The sequence below is a fragment of the Stenotrophomonas sp. 99219_Sma genome (assembly GCF_056480785.1).
Map to the genome: position 1 here is coordinate 1,588,384 of NZ_CM151117.1, position 14,412 is coordinate 1,602,795.

The 14,412-nt window shown below is 65.7% G+C and carries 21 protein-coding genes, 4 tRNA genes and 1 riboswitch; of the genes, 13 read left to right on the forward strand and 12 right to left on the reverse strand.

Annotated elements, in window-relative coordinates:
• Positions 1-60 precede the first annotated feature (60 nt).
• Positions 61-504, reverse strand: coding sequence for a hypothetical protein (locus tag ACZK13_RS07250; protein WP_253143277.1), 444 nt, complete (start codon positions 502-504; stop codon positions 61-63).
• Positions 497-898 carry a hypothetical protein gene (locus ACZK13_RS07255; RefSeq protein WP_180837480.1) on the reverse strand — a complete coding sequence of 134 codons (402 nt, stop codon included), beginning with the start codon at positions 896-898 and terminating at the stop codon, positions 497-499. The genes ACZK13_RS07250 and ACZK13_RS07255 overlap by 8 nt, the downstream gene beginning before the upstream one ends.
• A 130-nt stretch (positions 899-1,028) precedes the next feature.
• Between ACZK13_RS07255 and ACZK13_RS07260 the strand changes: the two genes are divergently transcribed.
• From ACZK13_RS07260 to ACZK13_RS07270, 3 genes are all read left to right on the forward strand, one after another.
• Positions 1,029-1,104, forward strand: a tRNA-Gly gene (locus tag ACZK13_RS07260).
• 142 nt (positions 1,105-1,246) lie between these two features.
• A tRNA-Gly gene (locus tag ACZK13_RS07265) sits at positions 1,247-1,322 on the forward strand.
• Between the two features lie 66 nt (positions 1,323-1,388).
• Positions 1,389-1,462: transfer RNA gene (locus ACZK13_RS07270), tRNA-Cys, on the forward strand.
• A gap of 77 nt (positions 1,463-1,539) precedes the next feature.
• Here the strand turns inward: ACZK13_RS07270 and ACZK13_RS07275 are convergent.
• Complete coding sequence (locus ACZK13_RS07275) at positions 1,540-1,944, reverse strand: NUDIX hydrolase (RefSeq protein ID WP_107432306.1); 405 nt, start codon at positions 1,942-1,944, stop codon at positions 1,540-1,542.
• A 107-nt stretch (positions 1,945-2,051) separates the two neighbouring features.
• On the opposite strand from ACZK13_RS07275, the gene ACZK13_RS07280 reads away from it, so the two are divergent.
• Positions 2,052-2,573 carry a GNAT family N-acetyltransferase gene (locus tag ACZK13_RS07280; RefSeq protein ID WP_253143275.1) on the forward strand — a complete coding sequence of 174 codons (522 nt, stop codon included), beginning with the start codon at positions 2,052-2,054 and terminating at the stop codon, positions 2,571-2,573.
• A gap of 10 nt (positions 2,574-2,583) precedes the next feature.
• On the opposite strand, the gene ACZK13_RS07285 is transcribed toward ACZK13_RS07280, so the two are convergent.
• On the reverse strand, positions 2,584-3,225 hold the full coding sequence (locus ACZK13_RS07285; RefSeq protein ID WP_107432308.1) for a flavin reductase family protein: 642 nt from the start codon (positions 3,223-3,225) through the stop codon (positions 2,584-2,586).
• Positions 3,226-3,330: 105 nt separating this feature from the next.
• Here ACZK13_RS07285 and ACZK13_RS07290 point away from each other — a divergent pair, with 105 nt between their 5' ends.
• On the forward strand, positions 3,331-4,035 hold the full coding sequence (locus ACZK13_RS07290) for an ArsR/SmtB family transcription factor (protein WP_049399948.1): 705 nt from the start codon (positions 3,331-3,333) through the stop codon (positions 4,033-4,035).
• 123 nt (positions 4,036-4,158) lie between these two features.
• The gene (locus ACZK13_RS07295) at positions 4,159-4,428 is read left to right on the forward strand and encodes a hypothetical protein (protein WP_032128923.1); all 270 of its coding nucleotides are present in this window, start codon (positions 4,159-4,161) and stop codon (positions 4,426-4,428) included.
• Positions 4,429-4,443: 15 nt separating this feature from the next.
• Here ACZK13_RS07295 and ACZK13_RS07300 read toward each other — a convergent pair whose 3' ends face one another.
• The 3 genes from ACZK13_RS07300 to ACZK13_RS07310 form a co-directional block, all read right to left on the reverse strand.
• Positions 4,444-5,208: a thioesterase family protein gene (locus tag ACZK13_RS07300; RefSeq protein ID WP_180837486.1), complete on the reverse strand. Its 765-nt coding sequence runs from the start codon at positions 5,206-5,208 to the stop codon at positions 4,444-4,446.
• A 118-nt stretch (positions 5,209-5,326) separates the two neighbouring features.
• Complete coding sequence (locus ACZK13_RS07305) at positions 5,327-5,527, reverse strand: hypothetical protein (RefSeq protein WP_032128925.1); 201 nt, start codon at positions 5,525-5,527, stop codon at positions 5,327-5,329.
• An 88-nt stretch (positions 5,528-5,615) separates the two neighbouring features.
• The gene (locus tag ACZK13_RS07310) at positions 5,616-6,698 is read right to left on the reverse strand and encodes an alpha/beta hydrolase family protein (RefSeq protein ID WP_293792563.1); all 1,083 of its coding nucleotides are present in this window, start codon (positions 6,696-6,698) and stop codon (positions 5,616-5,618) included.
• 261 nt (positions 6,699-6,959) lie between these two features.
• Here ACZK13_RS07310 and ACZK13_RS07315 point away from each other — a divergent pair, with 261 nt between their 5' ends.
• Together ACZK13_RS07315 and ACZK13_RS07320 are read left to right on the forward strand one after the other, a co-directional pair.
• A complete protein-coding gene (locus ACZK13_RS07315) occupies positions 6,960-7,472 on the forward strand; it encodes a P-loop nucleotide/nucleoside kinase family protein (RefSeq protein ID WP_107432313.1) in 513 nt (170 codons plus the stop codon).
• A 96-nt stretch (positions 7,473-7,568) separates the two neighbouring features.
• Positions 7,569-8,402 (forward strand): AraC family transcriptional regulator, encoded by an 834-nt coding sequence (locus ACZK13_RS07320; RefSeq protein WP_032128928.1) that lies wholly within the window; start codon positions 7,569-7,571, stop codon positions 8,400-8,402.
• 3 nt (positions 8,403-8,405) lie between these two features.
• Here ACZK13_RS07320 and crcB read toward each other — a convergent pair whose 3' ends face one another.
• Both crcB and ACZK13_RS07330 read right to left on the reverse strand, forming a co-directional pair.
• Positions 8,406-8,798, reverse strand: a complete 393-nt coding sequence (gene crcB, locus ACZK13_RS07325) for a fluoride efflux transporter CrcB (RefSeq protein WP_032128929.1) — start codon at positions 8,796-8,798, stop codon at positions 8,406-8,408.
• An 82-nt stretch (positions 8,799-8,880) separates the two neighbouring features.
• Positions 8,881-8,944, reverse strand: a riboswitch (Fluoride riboswitch).
• A gap of 22 nt (positions 8,945-8,966) precedes the next feature.
• The gene (locus ACZK13_RS07330) at positions 8,967-9,368 is read right to left on the reverse strand and encodes a transcriptional regulator (RefSeq protein WP_010486043.1); all 402 of its coding nucleotides are present in this window, start codon (positions 9,366-9,368) and stop codon (positions 8,967-8,969) included.
• 111 nt (positions 9,369-9,479) lie between these two features.
• Here ACZK13_RS07330 and ACZK13_RS07335 point away from each other — a divergent pair, with 111 nt between their 5' ends.
• Both ACZK13_RS07335 and ACZK13_RS07340 read left to right on the forward strand, forming a co-directional pair.
• Entirely contained in the window at positions 9,480-9,689 is a 210-nt protein-coding gene (locus ACZK13_RS07335) for a helix-turn-helix domain-containing protein (protein ID WP_032128930.1), read from the forward strand.
• Between the two features lie 353 nt (positions 9,690-10,042).
• Positions 10,043-10,279: a hypothetical protein gene (locus tag ACZK13_RS07340; protein ID WP_032128931.1), complete on the forward strand. Its 237-nt coding sequence runs from the start codon at positions 10,043-10,045 to the stop codon at positions 10,277-10,279.
• Between the two features lies 1 nt (position 10,280).
• Here ACZK13_RS07340 and ACZK13_RS07345 read toward each other — a convergent pair whose 3' ends face one another.
• Together ACZK13_RS07345 and ACZK13_RS07350 are read right to left on the reverse strand one after the other, a co-directional pair.
• On the reverse strand, positions 10,281-11,330 hold the full coding sequence (locus ACZK13_RS07345; RefSeq protein WP_164080509.1) for a 4Fe-4S dicluster domain-containing protein: 1,050 nt from the start codon (positions 11,328-11,330) through the stop codon (positions 10,281-10,283).
• A complete protein-coding gene (locus ACZK13_RS07350) occupies positions 11,327-11,614 on the reverse strand; it encodes a hypothetical protein (protein WP_253143273.1) in 288 nt (95 codons plus the stop codon). Before ACZK13_RS07350 ends, ACZK13_RS07345 begins: the two co-directional genes overlap by 4 nt.
• 179 nt (positions 11,615-11,793) lie before the next feature.
• On the opposite strand from ACZK13_RS07350, the gene ACZK13_RS07355 reads away from it, so the two are divergent.
• Positions 11,794-12,234: a group III truncated hemoglobin gene (locus tag ACZK13_RS07355; protein ID WP_032128934.1), complete on the forward strand. Its 441-nt coding sequence runs from the start codon at positions 11,794-11,796 to the stop codon at positions 12,232-12,234.
• A gap of 44 nt (positions 12,235-12,278) precedes the next feature.
• Entirely contained in the window at positions 12,279-13,688 is a 1,410-nt protein-coding gene (gene hemN / locus ACZK13_RS07360; RefSeq protein ID WP_125894748.1) for an oxygen-independent coproporphyrinogen III oxidase, read from the forward strand.
• 23 nt (positions 13,689-13,711) lie between these two features.
• Here hemN and ACZK13_RS07365 read toward each other — a convergent pair.
• A tRNA-Leu gene (locus tag ACZK13_RS07365) sits at positions 13,712-13,798 on the reverse strand.
• 132 nt (positions 13,799-13,930) lie between these two features.
• Here ACZK13_RS07365 and ACZK13_RS07370 point away from each other — a divergent pair.
• Positions 13,931-14,365 (forward strand): BLUF domain-containing protein, encoded by a 435-nt coding sequence (locus tag ACZK13_RS07370; RefSeq protein ID WP_032128935.1) that lies wholly within the window; start codon positions 13,931-13,933, stop codon positions 14,363-14,365.
• The last annotated feature ends 47 nt before the right edge of the window (positions 14,366-14,412 follow it).

Sequence of the window (14,412 nt, forward strand, 5' to 3'; positions counted from 1 at the left end):
CTGCCGCAATCCATGCAAGAGATCCGAAAATGAAGCGGTGAAGCCCTCGGGTCCAGCGCCTTAAGGAACCGCAGTCGGGGTATTCTTCCTGCCGGAAATGCGTCCCAGGACACTGACCAGCGACACCACGCACAGCGCCAGCAGCAGTCCCACGTCCAACAGCAGCAACCACAGCAGGTGCATTCCCTGCACCGGTGGTTGGTGCATCGCCGACAGCAGCCATGGTACCGACCACGCCAGCAGCAGCACGAAGGCAATCAACAGGCGCAGCCACAGTCGCTTCAGTTTCCATGGCCGCACGATCAAGGCGGCCATGACCAGTTCAACCGTGCCCAGCAACGCGAACACGATGACAGTGCTGGTCGGGTAGGGCAGCTCGGCGCCTTCCAGGCGGTGCAGCAACCAGTAGTCCGGGGTGAAGCCGGCATTGACCAGCGCGACGATCAGCGCCAGCCAGGTCAGCGCGACCAGCAACCAGAACAGGCGGACGTAGCGTCTAGGCATCGGCGGTGTCCATGGCGGCGGGGAGGCGGTTGCGTGATGCATACCATGCGGAGATGACGATTGCGGCCAGTGCCAGCAGGCCGGGCCCGGCGGTGAAGTACAGCAGGCGCAGCGGATGGTTGTGCATCAGCGTCCAGCTGGCGAACGCCAAAGGAATCGTCAGGACCAGCAGCTTGGCAAACAGTGGCCGCAGCACCGCGATCAGCGGCTGGGCGCCAATGAACATCCAGAACAGATAAAACTGGGCGATGCCCAGGCCGATGTCGCGATGGGAGGTGAAGCCGAAATGGTCGCGATACCAGTTCATTCCCAGCGGAATCAATGCCCAGTACAGCAGCGCTACCAGCAGATGCAGCGCCAGGGCGATCAACAGGGGCTTGCCGCGAAGGAACATAGGCGCACGGGGCTGGGCGGGGCAGCGTACCCCAGTGCGGACGCCCGTGACCGCATGATGTGAAGACTGTTGACGGCGTGAAGGAATTTGGACACAATAGCGCTCCTTCGACGCAGGTCGAACGGAATCTGCGGGAATAGCTCAGTTGGTAGAGCGCAACCTTGCCAAGGTTGAGGTCGCGAGTTCGAGTCTCGTTTCCCGCTCCAGATTCTACAGGGCCCCGGTAGGGGCCTTGTTTTTCTCCCGCCACGGCAAGGCGGGGCACGTTGGGCCACAAGGCTTTACGCGCAGTCAGAAAAGTGAAATCGCTGGTGTGTGTTCCGGATTTCCGGTACCATGGCGGCTTACGCGGGAATAGCTCAGTTGGTAGAGCGCAACCTTGCCAAGGTTGAGGTCGCGAGTTCGAGTCTCGTTTCCCGCTCCATGTTCCGACAGGCCCCATCATGGGGTTTTGTCTTGTCAGGGCTCCGTTCCTGGCGCGCAGTACGTTGGCCTCATGGCAGAGTGGCTATGCACCGGATTGCAAATCCGTTTACAGCGGTTCGATTCCGCTTGAGGCCTCCAATTGAAAAGCCCTGACTCCGGTCAGGGCTTTTTTGTTTGTCTGGATGCCAGCTAACCTGCGTCCGGATCGATATCCGCTACAGCTTGGCCAGCGCCTGCACCGTGGCTTGGGTCAACGGCTGGGGCAGGGCATCCAGCGCGAACCAGCCCAGCCCTGTCTGCACACCCGGCTCCTGGATGGAGGCCTCGGCACCGGCAGGTGCCCGAGCCTCGAAGATCGGCGCGACCCAGTGCTGCGCAAGTGTCGGCTCGAAATGATCGGCCACGCACAGCAGGCGCAGAAGCGTCACTTCCAACGCCGTCTCCTCGCGAGTTTCGCGGACCACGGCAGCCTCCACCGTTTCCATCCAGTCGACTTTGCCGCCGGGCAGGCCCCAGTGCCCGCGCTCCGGATCGCGTCCGCGCTGGATCAGCAGGATGCGGCCGTCGGCATCACGGACGACGGCGCCGCATCCAACGCGGGGAATCTGAAGTTCAGTCATGGCGGAGAGTGAAGAAGGAGCCGTCTTCATTCTTGCATGCACGCCGTATCAGGCGAACCCGCGCTAGGCTGGGCACCTGTGCATCAGCAACCTCACAGGTGTGTCGCATGCTTCTCCGGCAACTCGGCGCTGACGACGCCGATATTCTCTGGCAAGCACGGTTGCAGGCCCTTCGCGAGTCGCCTGCGGCGTTCCTGTCCACGCTGGCCGAGGCGCAGAATGACTCGGCGGACGTGATGCGCGCCCAGCTTGCCGATCCCGGCACGCGCTACTTCGGCACGTTCGTGGACGGCATGCTGGTGGGTTTCCTGCGTTACGTACGCCCGGTGCGGATGGCGCGACGGCATACGGCGGAAGTGCACAGTGTCCATGTGGGTGCTGGCCATCGAGGCCAGGGTATCGCCCGTCAGCTTCTTCTTGCCGCGTTCGCGGCTGCGCGCGCGGAAGGCATCGAATCGCTCACTCTCACGGTGCTGGCGGACAACGCCGCCGCGCGCGCGCTGTATGAATCGCTGGGTTTCACCGAATCCGGCGTCGAGCCGCGCGCGGTAAAGCGCGACGGCCGCTATGTGGACATGGTGTCGTACTGGATTTCAGTGACCAGCCACCCACCATCGCCGGCACCTTGAATCACCCGCTCTACGCCGGATCGTGGACCGGCGTCTGCGCGCGGAAGTTGCGCCCGACTGGTTCACCCACGCTCAGGTAGTGGCGGAACAGATAGATCAACGGTTTCCAGTGGGCGACATCGATGTGCTGGGTGCCAGCCACGGTGATCGCTTCGTGCGCATGCACGCAACGGATCCGTCCTTCGACGATCACGAAGCCCTGACCGTCATCCTCGCCGGGCGGGTGCATCGCCATCACGCTGACTTCCACCTGCAGCGGGCACTCGGCAATCGCCTCTGGCGCGACGTGCGTCGAGGCGACCGCACTGAAGCCCCCCAGCGCGAACTTGTCGCGGACGTGCACGTAGCCCATCGCCTGTTTGGCAGTGGGCACCGGGTCGCAGCCTGTCGCGCGCGCGATGGCCTCGACCTGTGCGGCCTGCGCGGAGGATGGGAAGTTCAGTACGCACTCGTTGCGCAGCTGGAGGTTGCGATAGCCCTGACCCTGCACGCCGAGGCCCAGCACTACCCGGTTGCCCAGGGCCCAGAACGAAGACAACGGACTGATGTTGCTGCTGCCGTCGTCGTTCAGCGTGGTCATCAGCAACACAGGCGTGCCCGGGTACAGGACCGAAGGGGTGATGCGGCGGCGGGGAATCGGAGCGGTTTTCACGGCAGGCCTTGCGCTATCGGGGTGGCCACTGTGCCTTGGCAGCGGGTGCCGACGCTTCGGCCTGCATCGAATTGTCGGCCCGCAACGGCGTGCCACAATGCGGGCATGGTCCACACCTCCGGTTCCCTTGTCAGCGTCGGTGCCCTGGTTGGCGACCAGGCGCGCGCATCCATGCTGCTGCAGTTGATGGATGGGCGTGCGTATACCGCGACGGAGCTGGCACGCGTGGCTGGGGTAACACCGCAGACGGCGAGCACGCATCTGCGCAGGCTGGTCGAGGGCGACCTGCTGGTCGCTGTCGCGCAGGGGCGCCATCGCTATCACCGGCTGGCCTCGCACGAAGTCGCCGACATGCTGGAGGGCATCCTGCGCGTTGCGGACCGCACGCCGTCCTGCACCGCTGAGGCATCACGCAGCATGCCGGCGTTGCGCCAGGCGCGTTCCTGCTACCGGCATCTGGCCGGTGTGCATGCGGTGGCGATCACCGACCGCTTGTTGCAGGCAGGGCACCTGGTCCCGCACCAGGCGCATTGGCAAGTGAGTGTGGAGGGCGCAGCGTTCCTGCAGGAGCTCGGCCAGCCGCTGGCTGAGCTGCTGCGGCTTCCCGTGACGGTCAAGCCTGCGCGCTACTGCCGAGGATGCCTGGACTGCACCGAGCGGCGCCCGCATCTGGCCGGGCTGGTCGGCGAGGCGATGCTGGACAGCTTCGTGAAGAACGATTGGCTTCGGCGGGTTGAGGGTCGACGCGAACTGCGCCTGACGCAGCCGGGGCGCGAAGCGCTGTGGACGCGGTTCGGCCTGGCGACATAAGGGCCCCTCCAGTCTCATTCGCCCACGACATGGCAAGGCGCTATGGTCGAGTTCCAAGTCTTAGGGAGCTGCAATGGCGAGCAAGGACATGAACGATCGCGGCACGCTGGCGGTATGCCGGCAATGAGCAAATCTTCTGTGGAAGTACGTTGGCTGACGTTCCGCCTGATGAACGGCCAGTCGATCGGACCGGATCGACTGAAGGATGGATGGGTGATTGCTTCGGAGACCCGCCACTGTGGCGTGCGGCGTGAAGCCATCGAAGGCGCGGGCGTGGTCTACGCGCTGTATGCACCGGCCAACCTGGCCTCACCGCGGCGCGCGGAGATGCGCATGCGCGAATTCCTGATGAGCTCCGGCTACACCTTCACCATGGGTACGCTGGGCGGCTGACGCCGCCCTTTGGGGTCACGGGCGTACGGTCAGTGCCTGGCCGAGCATGCCGATCGGACCGCGCGCATCGTGCAGCACGGTGCTGGTCAAGCCGAGACCCTGGTGGCCAAACGACACCGACGTGTCGAAGCCCAGCCACTCGCCTTCGGGCATGCCGAACAGGTGCGCGGTCAGATCGAGGTTGGGGAAGGCGACTTCCTTCGGATCGGCGCGCACGGCCATGCCATTGGACAGATCGAACAGGGTGGCGGCACGGGCCAGCGGACTGACCGGCTCGCCGTCCAGCAGCGCGTGCTTCGCGCGCGCCCAGTAGGTGGCACGGCCGGGCCCCTGATCGTGTCGGCGGATCTCCACGCTCTTGATGAAACCGCCTGGCCAGACCGTACCTGGGTCCCACGCGGGCATTGATTCCGGCGGAGCAATGCCGGTGATCGGCGTGCCGGCGATGGCCTGCGTATCGTTCGGGCGCATCAGCCATGCACGCACGCGCAGCGCGGGGCGATCGTCATGGCGCAGCGTGGCTTCGACCAGTTCGATGGTGCGACCACCGCGCAGCACCTGTACGTCGGCCTCCATCGCTTCGATCGGAATGGTGCCGAGGATGTCGTAGGACAGGCGCGCGATCAGAAAACCGTGCCCACGCGCTGCGGCGTCGCGTTCCAGGTGGTGCGCCAGCAGCCCGATCGCAGGTGCGATGTGTTGTTCGCGGATGTTCCAGGCGCCGCTCGTGTGTTCGGTCGGCAGGTAGCGGGTGTCGCTCAGTCGTTCGAAGAAGGCCATCGTATGCGTTGTGTCAGCAGGGAGGGGAGGCGGCAGATGCTGCGCGGGTTCCTGCATCGTAAGCGTTTGGCAGCGTGGCCGGCTGAGCCGGCTCCCGCAGGAGCCGGCCGGATGCCGGTCAGGAGGACTGGCAATCCATTTCGCGGCACATCTTGTACTGGGCCAGGCATTCTGCGGGTGTCTTGGCCAGTGGGCCTGAAGTTGCGCGCAGACAATATTCGTACTGCTGGCTGCAGAATTCACAGGGGCCTGCGGCGAAGGCCAGCCCGGTCACGGCCATGCCAAGGAACATCACGGTCTTCAAGGTCGTCTTGATCATCACGTCAGTCCTTTGTGTGCCCGTCAATGGGCCCGGCCACCATAGCAGTCCTTATGGCGCGCCCCTGATGCGCTGCGACACGTTGAGCTCAACGCTGGATTGCCTTCAAGGCGTCGACAACCTGTGCTTCAGAGAAGCCACAATGCCCTTCGCCCACCGGCGGCAGCACGTGCGGCAATGGTCGCGCGCCGGCCTGTGCGGCCATCTGCGGATACACCGCCTGCATGTGCGGCACGATGGTGGGATCGTTGTTGTTGAACTGGACCACCAGCGGTCGCTTCAACGCGCCGCTCAGTGCCAGCTTCGCGCGGACATCGGCCAGTGCCGCAGGCACGGGAGCGATGCGCTGCACGCCGGCATTGAACGCGGCGTCGTCACCGAATCCGCTGTACACCACACCAAGGTTGCCGGCCGGCATGCCGCCGCTGCGCGTGGCCAGTTCATGCAGGACCAGCGTGTGCAGGCTGATTGTCCCGGCCAGTGCATCCGGAGCGACCTGCAGTCGCTTGGCGAGCACGTCGGCATGCTGGGGATTCCGTTGCAGCGCGTCGGCGATGCCCTGATAGAGCACTCCCTGCGGCAGCACGGCCGCTTCATGCGAAGCCAGTCCGGTGGCCGGCAGGCCTGCAGCGTTGGGGAAGAAGTAATCGAAGGCGACCAGCGTGGTCAGCAGATCTGCGGCGATCTGTTCGCCACTGAGATTGGCACCGCACAGCGAGACGCCACCGGTGTAGTGCTGCGGGAAGCGTTCGAGGCTGGCGAGTGTCACCGCGCCGCCCATCGAGAATCCGAGCAGCCAGGTGTGGCGCACGCGCTTGAGTTCGCCCAGCGCGTGCTGGCGCAGGCGCTCCATGTCGGTGATCGCATCGGCCACTGCCCAGCCCTGGCTGGCGTAGGCACTCTGCGCGACGGCGTAGCCTGCGGACAGCAGCGTTGCGGTGCTGTCATTGGCGGTCATCGGCGTAGTGCGTGGCACGCCCACCGGCTCGTAGCCGTGCGCCAGCATCACCAGGTCGCCGTTCCAGTCAGCCGGCACGTCCAGCCGCCAGGGGGCGCCCTGCAGCTCGCCGCTGAGCATGTGTGGTGCCGTGGGTGGCGCGGCCAGCAGCGATGCCGCAGGCAGCAGAAGGCCGAGGGCGAGGGCGAGGGCGCATCGAAGCAAGGGTCGCATCGTGGTCATTCCATGCGGGAATGGCGCCGAGCATAGATCCCCGCAAAACCTTGCGCGCGCTGCACTGCCGCAGGGGATTGCCCGCCGGCCAGGCTGCGCTCTACGCTGGCGGCATGGTCCTGCACAGCACCGCGTCGATTATCCGCATTCCCCACGGGAAGGCGGGATAGCGCGCGGTCGCCACGGCCATGCAACCCGCCCGGGAAGGCGGGTTGCATGCGGCGCTCTCCCGGGTACTGGAATCCATCAAGGAGAACGCAGATGCATCATCTTTCATCGACCGACAATGCGCCGACCCTGCACCTGGTGTGCGGCAAGATCGGTGCCGGCAAATCCACCCTGTCGCAGCAGCTGGCGGCGCAGCCACGTCATGTGCTGATCAGCGAGGACGCCTGGCTGGCCGCGCTGTATCCCGACCAGATCCACTCCGTTGCCGATTACCTGCAGCGCGCGGCCGCGCTGCGCGGAGCGCTGACGCAGCATGTATGCGCGATCCTGCAGGCCGGCGTTTCGGTCGTGCTCGACGTTCCGTTCAATACGCGGGCCGCCCGTGCATGGGGCCGCGAACTGTTCGAGTCGGCCGGTGTTGCCCACCAGCTGCATTTTCTCGATGTTGCCGACGCCATCTGCAAGGCGCGGCTGCATGCCCGCAACGCGCGCGGCGAGCACCCGTTCCAGCCCAGCGACGAAGCCTTCGAGCAGATCACCCGTCACTTCGTGGCACCTGCACAGGAAGAGGGCTTCGTGGTGATCCGTCATTCACAGGAGGCTTGAGGGCGCAGAGAGGGCGGCGTTCAGTCGACCATTTCGGTGGTGATTCCGATACGATCTGTCGCATTGAGCCCGCCTCGCTTGACCCGGAGTCCCGTCATGGTCGACCGTCTCGCCATACTGCTTGAACGTTTTGCGGTGACCGCTTCGGTATTCCATGCCGGTGCGCTGTGCGGCATCAACACGCTGGAGGGCGAAGACGAGGCGGGTCAGCTGCACCTGGTGCGGCGCGGGCCGGTGCAGGTCAGCCACGGGCAGCAGACCGTGCAGGTCGAAGTGCCGAGCCTGCTGCTGTATCCGCGGCCGATGCCGCATCGCTTCAGCACCGACCCGCAGCAGGGCGCCGACATGGCCTGCGCCAACCTGCATTTCGAGGGCGGTCGGCTCAATCCGATCAGCGCCGCGCTGCCTGATTTCATCTGCCTGCCGCTGGCCGATCTGTATGGCGGCAACGCGGCGCTGGAACTGCTGTTCGAAGAAGCGTTCGAGCAGCGTTGCGGGCGGGCGGCGATGGTCAACCGGCTGTTCGAGGTGGTGATGATCCAGGTGCTGCGTCAGCTGATGGAAGGCGGCGAGATGCGTGGCGGCCTGTTCGCCGGGCTGGGTCATCCGCGGCTGCGGTTGGCGCTGGTGGCGATGCATGAAGCGCCGGCGCAGGCGTGGACGCTGGAAGACCTGGCCGAAGTGGCCGGCATGTCACGCAGCGTGTTCGCCGCCAGCTTCCGCGAGGCGATGGGCACCACGCCGGGCCAGTACCTGCAGGGCTGGCGGGTGGGGCTGGCGCAGCAGGCACTGCGCCAAGGCAGACCGCTGAAGCGGATTGCCGACGATGTGGGGTACGGCAGCGAAGCGGCGCTGTCGCGCGCGTTCAAGGCGCACACCGGGCAGTCGCCGCGGGAATGGCGGGGACAGGCCCGTGCCAGTGCGGCCTGAGCGTCAGCCGAGCACCAGCCGGGCCAGCTTCATCCCACCGAACAGGCCGGCCAGGCCCAGTGCCACCGAGCCGCCGGCATACAGTGCCGCCAGCCCATGCTGGCCACGCTGCAGCAGCAGGCCGATCTCCAGCGCATAGGTGGAAAACGTGGTGTAGCCGCCGAGGATGCCGGTGGCCAGCAGCAGGCGCAGCTGCGGCGAGGCGCCATTGCGCATCGCGAAGACCTCGACCACCACGCCCATCAGCAGGGCGCCGCTGACGTTGATCAGGAAGGTCGACCAGGGCCAGGGACTGCCGACGGCCACCCGCGCGCCGATCAGGTTGCAGGCATGGCGCAGGCAGGCACCGATGCCGCCTCCGACGAAGACCAGGAAATAATTGTTCAGTGTTTGCATGGCGTGCCTCGAATGCGGGTTCGCAGGGTCAATGGCGAACGCCGAGGGCAGGCACGACCTGCCGTCGACGAACACCGGGTTCGTCCTGGCAGGAGCCATCAGCCTTCTCAGGCGGTTATCGGGGGAGCCCCATCCCCATCGCGGTCCATGCTACCAGCGGCGGTGCATTCACGTCATCGAGGTCGTCAGCACGCGGGCGACCTTGCTGCGGCTGAAGCCATCCATCAGCAGTTCGAACGCGAGCAGATCCAACGCTGCATGGCGGCGATGGTCGATCTCCAGCCCGTTCTCGGCCACCAGGTGACTGACCAGCTCGTAGGCGTCCTGCCAGACATCCAGATGGGCCTGGCTGGGGATGTAGGCACTGCCAGGCTCACCGACGCCGAGCCCGCTGACCCCGTACAGCAGCTCGCGTGCGTCCAGCTTGGCCGCATCGGCGATGCGGAACAGCTGTTCGGCTTTCACGTGCGAGGCGCTCACGTGGTCGTTGAGCCAGTTGCTGATGGTTGCTGTCGTTGATTTGGCGGCGCGTGCCAGATCGGCCGGGCGTGGGTGCCCGGCCTTCTTCATGGCTGCCGCGAGTCGTTGGCCGAGAGTATTCATCTATGCAAGCCAGCTTAACGCGTGGATTGCGAAGAAGCCTTGTCGCAAGAATCAGTCTGGTTAACAGAAGGACCGACCGTGACCGAATTCTGGAGCAAGCGGCAGGTGCGCACCCGGCTGGGATTCCAGACCGATGCCGAACTGGCCCGCTTCTTTGGCATCAGCCGTTCCGCAGTGTCGCAATGGCCGAAGGATTTCCCGATTCCGGCCCTGCGGCAGTACATCCTGCATCAGCGCTATCCGAACCTGTTTCCCACGACAGAAGCGTCGGCGGGCGAATCCATCTGACTTGCGCCGCCTTTTGTCGCATTTAGCACGCTAAGCGCAATTTGCTAAGTATGCTTAGCAAAATAGGCAAGATCGATCGATCTGAGGGTCACAATCGGCGCCATCTACTGGAGGCATCGGTCCATGGTTCCCGCGGCCTGTCGGCTTCACCCCATCCGGGGGCCCCGGGGTCCCGTATGTAGTTTCGTGAACGATTAATAATTTCAATCACGAAAGTCGCCGCATGTAATTGACCTGTCGTGAAATCTATGACTAATTGGAGTCAACCAGGCGTGAAGCCTGGGAGTCTTTCAGTAGCACGCAAGTGAGTCGGTAGACCGTCAACGATGCAGAACAAGTCCAACGGAGGTCGTATGGAATACGGCATGCATGGCTTGGCTGAACGGGTACGCCGCGAACTGGAAGCCAGTTACCACAAACACGGATGCGGTCCGGCGTTCTGGGATACCTACCAGCAGGTGCTGGACCGTCTGGTCCCGCAGGGGACCGAGCGTACCGAAGTCACCAACGAAATGGCGCTGATCATCGAACAGCTGGGCATCGTCCGGCGTGCGCAGCTTGTGCCGCCGCACGCCAGCGGGTCGCGTTGATTCAGAGCAGGCGCCAGGCGCCGCAGGCAAGCAGCGCCAGCAGCAAGGACAGCAGCGCCAACGTCCGGGGTCGCCACAGGCGCTTCGGTTGTCCGGCCATTGCCTGCGGACTGCAGTAGCGCACCAGCGCCGGACCGAAACCGGCCCGGTGCTGCTGTTGTGCGCAGGCCTCCAGGCAGGCACCGCAGGCCAGGCAATCGGCGTGCGGTCCCTGGCGGATGTCCAGTTGCATCGGGCAGGCAATGACGCAGGCCGCGCAATCGGTGCAATCACCCAGACGGTCGGCGCTGAAGGTCGGCATCGGTCCGGCCAGCAGCGGATGCGCGGCGCGGAATACGTAGTCCTGCGCAGTGGTCGGGTCGAGCAGGCCGCGGCCACGGCCCAGCACCCCGCCGAGCCCGGATGGACGTGGCCCGCGCGGCTCACCGCGACGGGCGTCGTACAGCATGCGCGGCGTATGCGGATCGGTCAGCAGTGGTTGCATGCGTGCGAACGGGCACAGCGAACGGCAGACCTGCTCGCGCAGGAAACCGGCGTTTCCCCAGGTGGCAGCGGCATAGAACAGTACCCAGAACGTTTCCCAGCCGCTCCAGCCAGCGTTTGGCGCGGCGGCCAGCAAGCCGGTGATCGGGCTGAACAGGCCGACGAAGGTAATGCCGGTCCACACTGACAGCAGTCCCCAGGCAAGCTGGGTGACCGGGCGTACAGCAGGTGCCGGCAGCATGCGGGCCGCGCTGCGGGCGATCCAGTCGAAGGCGCGCCGCCACAGCGTCTGCGGGCAGGCATGGCCGCACCAGATGCGTCCGGCGAGGTGGGTAAGCAGCGCCAGGCCGACGGCCAGCACCGCCAGCAGGCCGATCAGTACGCCGACGTCGCCGGGCCACAGGGTCCAGCCGAACAGGTCGAATCGCCGCGCGTTGATGTCCAGCAGCAGCGCCTGGCGGCCCTCCCAGCGCAGCCACGGCAGTGCGTAGAACAGCGCCAGCAGGGCGGCGCTGAGCGTGCCGCGCCAGTGCCAGGGACGGGGAGTCCGGGTACATGACGTGCTCATCCCAGCGGCAGCTCGTCGTCGTCATCGCTAGGCATGGGCCGCTGCAGGTACCAGGTGACCGCGCTGGACAGTGCCGTCACCGACCAGAACATGAAGAATCCCGCCGTGTAACCCAGTTCGCGGCTGATTACGGTGCCCGGGAAACTGATGGCCTGCAGGCGCAATGGATCGACGAAGGCGAAGAACACCACGCTGGCCACGCCGGCGGCGATGAAGCTGGGCCAGAGGATGGCGCCCCACTGCTGGATCAGCCGCTGGCGGCGGTTGGGAGAAGGTCTGTTCATGCTGTCCCGGATCGAAAAGTGGGCGGCGCGTATACTTCGCCAGGGTCGGCGCCGCATCCGCAGGGCATGCTTCCTGCAAGCGTGCCAGCCTAGGCGCAGCGGACTGCGCCGACATTGATCTGGATCAACGGTGGTGATGGCCGGCTGCGGCACACTGCCGGCACGCTTTGGGTACCCCGATGAACGCAACACCGCCGCCTGTCCTCCCTGTCGCCTCGCCCGAGTTGTGCACCGAGCAGGAAGTGACCCGCCTGGTTCACGACTTCTATGCGCGCGTGCGCGAGGAAGAGCGGCTGGGGCCGGTGTTCGGCGCGCACGTTCACGATTGGCCCGAGCACCTGGCGCAGCTGGTCGACTTCTGGTCGGCGATGCTGCGCGGCACCCGCCGGTTCAAGGGCTCGCCGATGTCCAAGCACATGGCCATCGAGCTGGACAAGGACCTGTTCGACCGCTGGCTGGTGCTGTTCCGGATCACCACCGCCGAATGCAACAACCCGCCGATGCAGGAGCTGGCCAACGACGTGGCCGCGCGCATCGGTGACACCTTCTGGAAGCGCTACCAGATGCTGCGCTGGCCGCAGGTCGGCCTGCCGGTGCTGGGCATCCCTGCCAAGGATTGATCTGGGTCAAGGCGGCGCAGGCCGCCCGGCGCGATGCTGGCGGCATGGACACGTTCTCTCCCGCCGCTGGTGGCCTGGCCTGGACCTTCGACCCCGATCTTCTGCGTCGGCACGACCGGCCGGGCCCGCGCTACACCTCGTACCCGACCGCGCCGCATTTCCATGATGGCTTCGACGCGCCGGCACTGCGCCAGGCGATCGCCGACAGCAACCAGCTGGCCCGTGCGCTGTCGCTGTACGTGCATGTGCCGTTCTGTTCCAGCCCCTGCTTCTACTGCGGCTGCAACCGGGTGATCACCCGTGATCGCGGTCGTGGCCACAGCTACGTCTCACGCGTGCTGGCCGAGGCCGACCTGCTGGCGCCGCAGTTCGATGACGGCCGCGAGGTGATCCAGCTGCACCTGGGTGGTGGTACGCCGAACTTCCTCGATGCCGAAGCGATGACCACGCTGGTGGAAGGATTGCGCCGGCGCTTCGATTTCAGTGATTCGCCGCAGCGCGATTTCTCGATCGAACTCGATCCGCGCTTCATCGACACCCGCGACGTCGCCATGCTGGCGCGGCTGGGCTTCAACCGGGCCAGCCTGGGCGTGCAGGATTTCGATCCGCAGGTGCAGGAATCGATCAACCGCGTGCAGGGCGTGCAGCAGACGCTGGACATCCTGCGCGCCTGCCGCGACAGCGGCATGCGTTCGGTCAACGTCGATCTGATTTATGGGTTGCCGGGACAGAGCCTGGAAGGCTTCGGTCGCACCCTCGAGCTGGTGCTGGCGCTGCGCCCGGACCGCCTGGCGGTCTACGGCTACGCGCACCTGCCGCATCTGTTCCGCGCGCAGAAGCAGATCGACGAAAGCCGCTTGCCGTCACCGGAAGACAAGCTGGCGCTGCTGGGCCTGGCGGTTGAGAAGCTCTCCGCGGCGGGCTACCAGTACATCGGCATGGATCACTTTGCGTTGCCGGAAGAGGATCTGTCGCGCGCACAACGCGCCGGCCAGCTGCATCGCAACTTCATGGGCTATACCACCCATGCCGATACCGATCTGCTCGGCCTGGGCGTGAGTGCGATCAGCCACATCGGTGCCACCTACAGCCAGAATCCGCGCGACCTGCCGTCGTGGGAGGACGCGGTGGACCAGGGCCAGCTGCCGGTCTGGCGCGGCGTGGCGTTGAGTGCCGACGACCAGTTGCGCGCGGAACTGATCCAGCAGCTGATGTGCCAGGGGGAGGTGGATGGCGTGCTGCTGGGGCAGCGTCACGGCTTGGATTTCGAGCAGTACTTTGCCGAGGACCTGCGTTCGGTACAGCGGCTGCAGGAAGACGGCCTGGCCGAATACCGCGATGGCGTGGTGCGTGCCAGTGAACCCGGGCGACCGCTGCTGCGGTTGCTGGCGATGTGCTTTGACCCGTATCTGCGTGCCGCGCACGAGCAGCCACGTTATTCGCGGGCGATCTGAAGGCGGGATGTGCTGCGTGCGTGTGGTGCCCGGAGCCGGAATCGAACCGGCATGGGGTTGCCCCCGGCGGATTTTAAGTCCGATGCGTCTACCAGTTTCGCCATCCGGGCCTGCAGCGCGGCGCCGATTGTAGCCCACCTGCGGTTCCGCAACCGGATTGCATCATGGCCGCGGCGTGCTTAACTGTCGATCGCATTCATGTCATAGTCCCTGCCATCGTTCCCAGGGGGGGGAGCCACCTGATGTCGCTGCACGCGATTGCCTATGCCAGTGAGGCCCGCGCCGATCTGCAGACAACCGATCTTGACCGCCTGCTGGCCGACGCCACGGCATTCAATCGTGTGGCCGGTGTCACCGGTGTGCTGATGTTCGACGGAGCGCGCTTCCTGCAGTATCTCGAGGGCCCGGAGGACGGCATCGATTCGGTGTTCCAGCGCATCCTCAATGCGCGCAGCCACGGGCAGCTGAAAGTGTTGTGCCGTGCCCCCGTGGTGCAGCGCGCATTTCCGCGCTGGTCGATGGGCACGCGGCGGATCGAACCGGAGCTGCTGGCACAGATCGTCGACGCCGCGTGGCCCGGCTTCCTGCTTGGCAGCGGTGGATTCGAGCGCCTGCTGCAGGCCTGGACCGGCGCAGACGGCGAACTGGAACCGGCCGCGGTGGCGTTGGGGTCCTGAGCCCGCCTTGGCGGCAGGGCGCCGGGGCCGGTAGGCTGTAGCCTTTC

What these genes read in the sequence shown, in the direction of transcription:
- ACZK13_RS07250 (WP_253143277.1), bottom strand. Translation starts at nt 504, where the DNA reads ATGCCTAGACGCTACGTCCGCCTGTTCTGGTTGCTGGTCGCGCTGACC.
- ACZK13_RS07255 (WP_180837480.1), bottom strand. Translation starts at nt 898, where the DNA reads ATGTTCCTTCGCGGCAAGCCCCTGTTGATCGCCCTGGCGCTGCATCTG.
- ACZK13_RS07275 (WP_107432306.1), bottom strand. Translation starts at nt 1,944, where the DNA reads ATGACTGAACTTCAGATTCCCCGCGTTGGATGCGGCGCCGTCGTCCGT.
- ACZK13_RS07280 (WP_253143275.1), top strand. Translation starts at nt 2,052, where the DNA reads ATGCTTCTCCGGCAACTCGGCGCTGACGACGCCGATATTCTCTGGCAA.
- ACZK13_RS07290 (WP_049399948.1), top strand. Translation starts at nt 3,331, where the DNA reads ATGGTCCACACCTCCGGTTCCCTTGTCAGCGTCGGTGCCCTGGTTGGC.
- ACZK13_RS07295 (WP_032128923.1), top strand. Translation starts at nt 4,159, where the DNA reads ATGAGCAAATCTTCTGTGGAAGTACGTTGGCTGACGTTCCGCCTGATG.
- ACZK13_RS07300 (WP_180837486.1), bottom strand. Translation starts at nt 5,208, where the DNA reads ATGGCCTTCTTCGAACGACTGAGCGACACCCGCTACCTGCCGACCGAA.
- ACZK13_RS07305 (WP_032128925.1), bottom strand. Translation starts at nt 5,527, where the DNA reads ATGATCAAGACGACCTTGAAGACCGTGATGTTCCTTGGCATGGCCGTG.
- ACZK13_RS07310 (WP_293792563.1), bottom strand. Translation starts at nt 6,698, where the DNA reads ATGCGACCCTTGCTTCGATGCGCCCTCGCCCTCGCCCTCGGCCTTCTG.
- ACZK13_RS07315 (WP_107432313.1), top strand. Translation starts at nt 6,960, where the DNA reads ATGCATCATCTTTCATCGACCGACAATGCGCCGACCCTGCACCTGGTG.
- ACZK13_RS07320 (WP_032128928.1), top strand. Translation starts at nt 7,569, where the DNA reads ATGGTCGACCGTCTCGCCATACTGCTTGAACGTTTTGCGGTGACCGCT.
- crcB (WP_032128929.1), bottom strand. Translation starts at nt 8,798, where the DNA reads ATGCAAACACTGAACAATTATTTCCTGGTCTTCGTCGGAGGCGGCATC.
- ACZK13_RS07330 (WP_010486043.1), bottom strand. Translation starts at nt 9,368, where the DNA reads ATGAAGAAGGCCGGGCACCCACGCCCGGCCGATCTGGCACGCGCCGCC.
- ACZK13_RS07340 (WP_032128931.1), top strand. Translation starts at nt 10,043, where the DNA reads ATGGAATACGGCATGCATGGCTTGGCTGAACGGGTACGCCGCGAACTG.
- ACZK13_RS07345 (WP_164080509.1), bottom strand. Translation starts at nt 11,330, where the DNA reads ATGAGCACGTCATGTACCCGGACTCCCCGTCCCTGGCACTGGCGCGGC.
- ACZK13_RS07350 (WP_253143273.1), bottom strand. Translation starts at nt 11,614, where the DNA reads ATGAACAGACCTTCTCCCAACCGCCGCCAGCGGCTGATCCAGCAGTGG.
- ACZK13_RS07355 (WP_032128934.1), top strand. Translation starts at nt 11,794, where the DNA reads ATGAACGCAACACCGCCGCCTGTCCTCCCTGTCGCCTCGCCCGAGTTG.
- hemN (WP_125894748.1), top strand. Translation starts at nt 12,279, where the DNA reads ATGGACACGTTCTCTCCCGCCGCTGGTGGCCTGGCCTGGACCTTCGAC.
- ACZK13_RS07370 (WP_032128935.1), top strand. Translation starts at nt 13,931, where the DNA reads ATGTCGCTGCACGCGATTGCCTATGCCAGTGAGGCCCGCGCCGATCTG.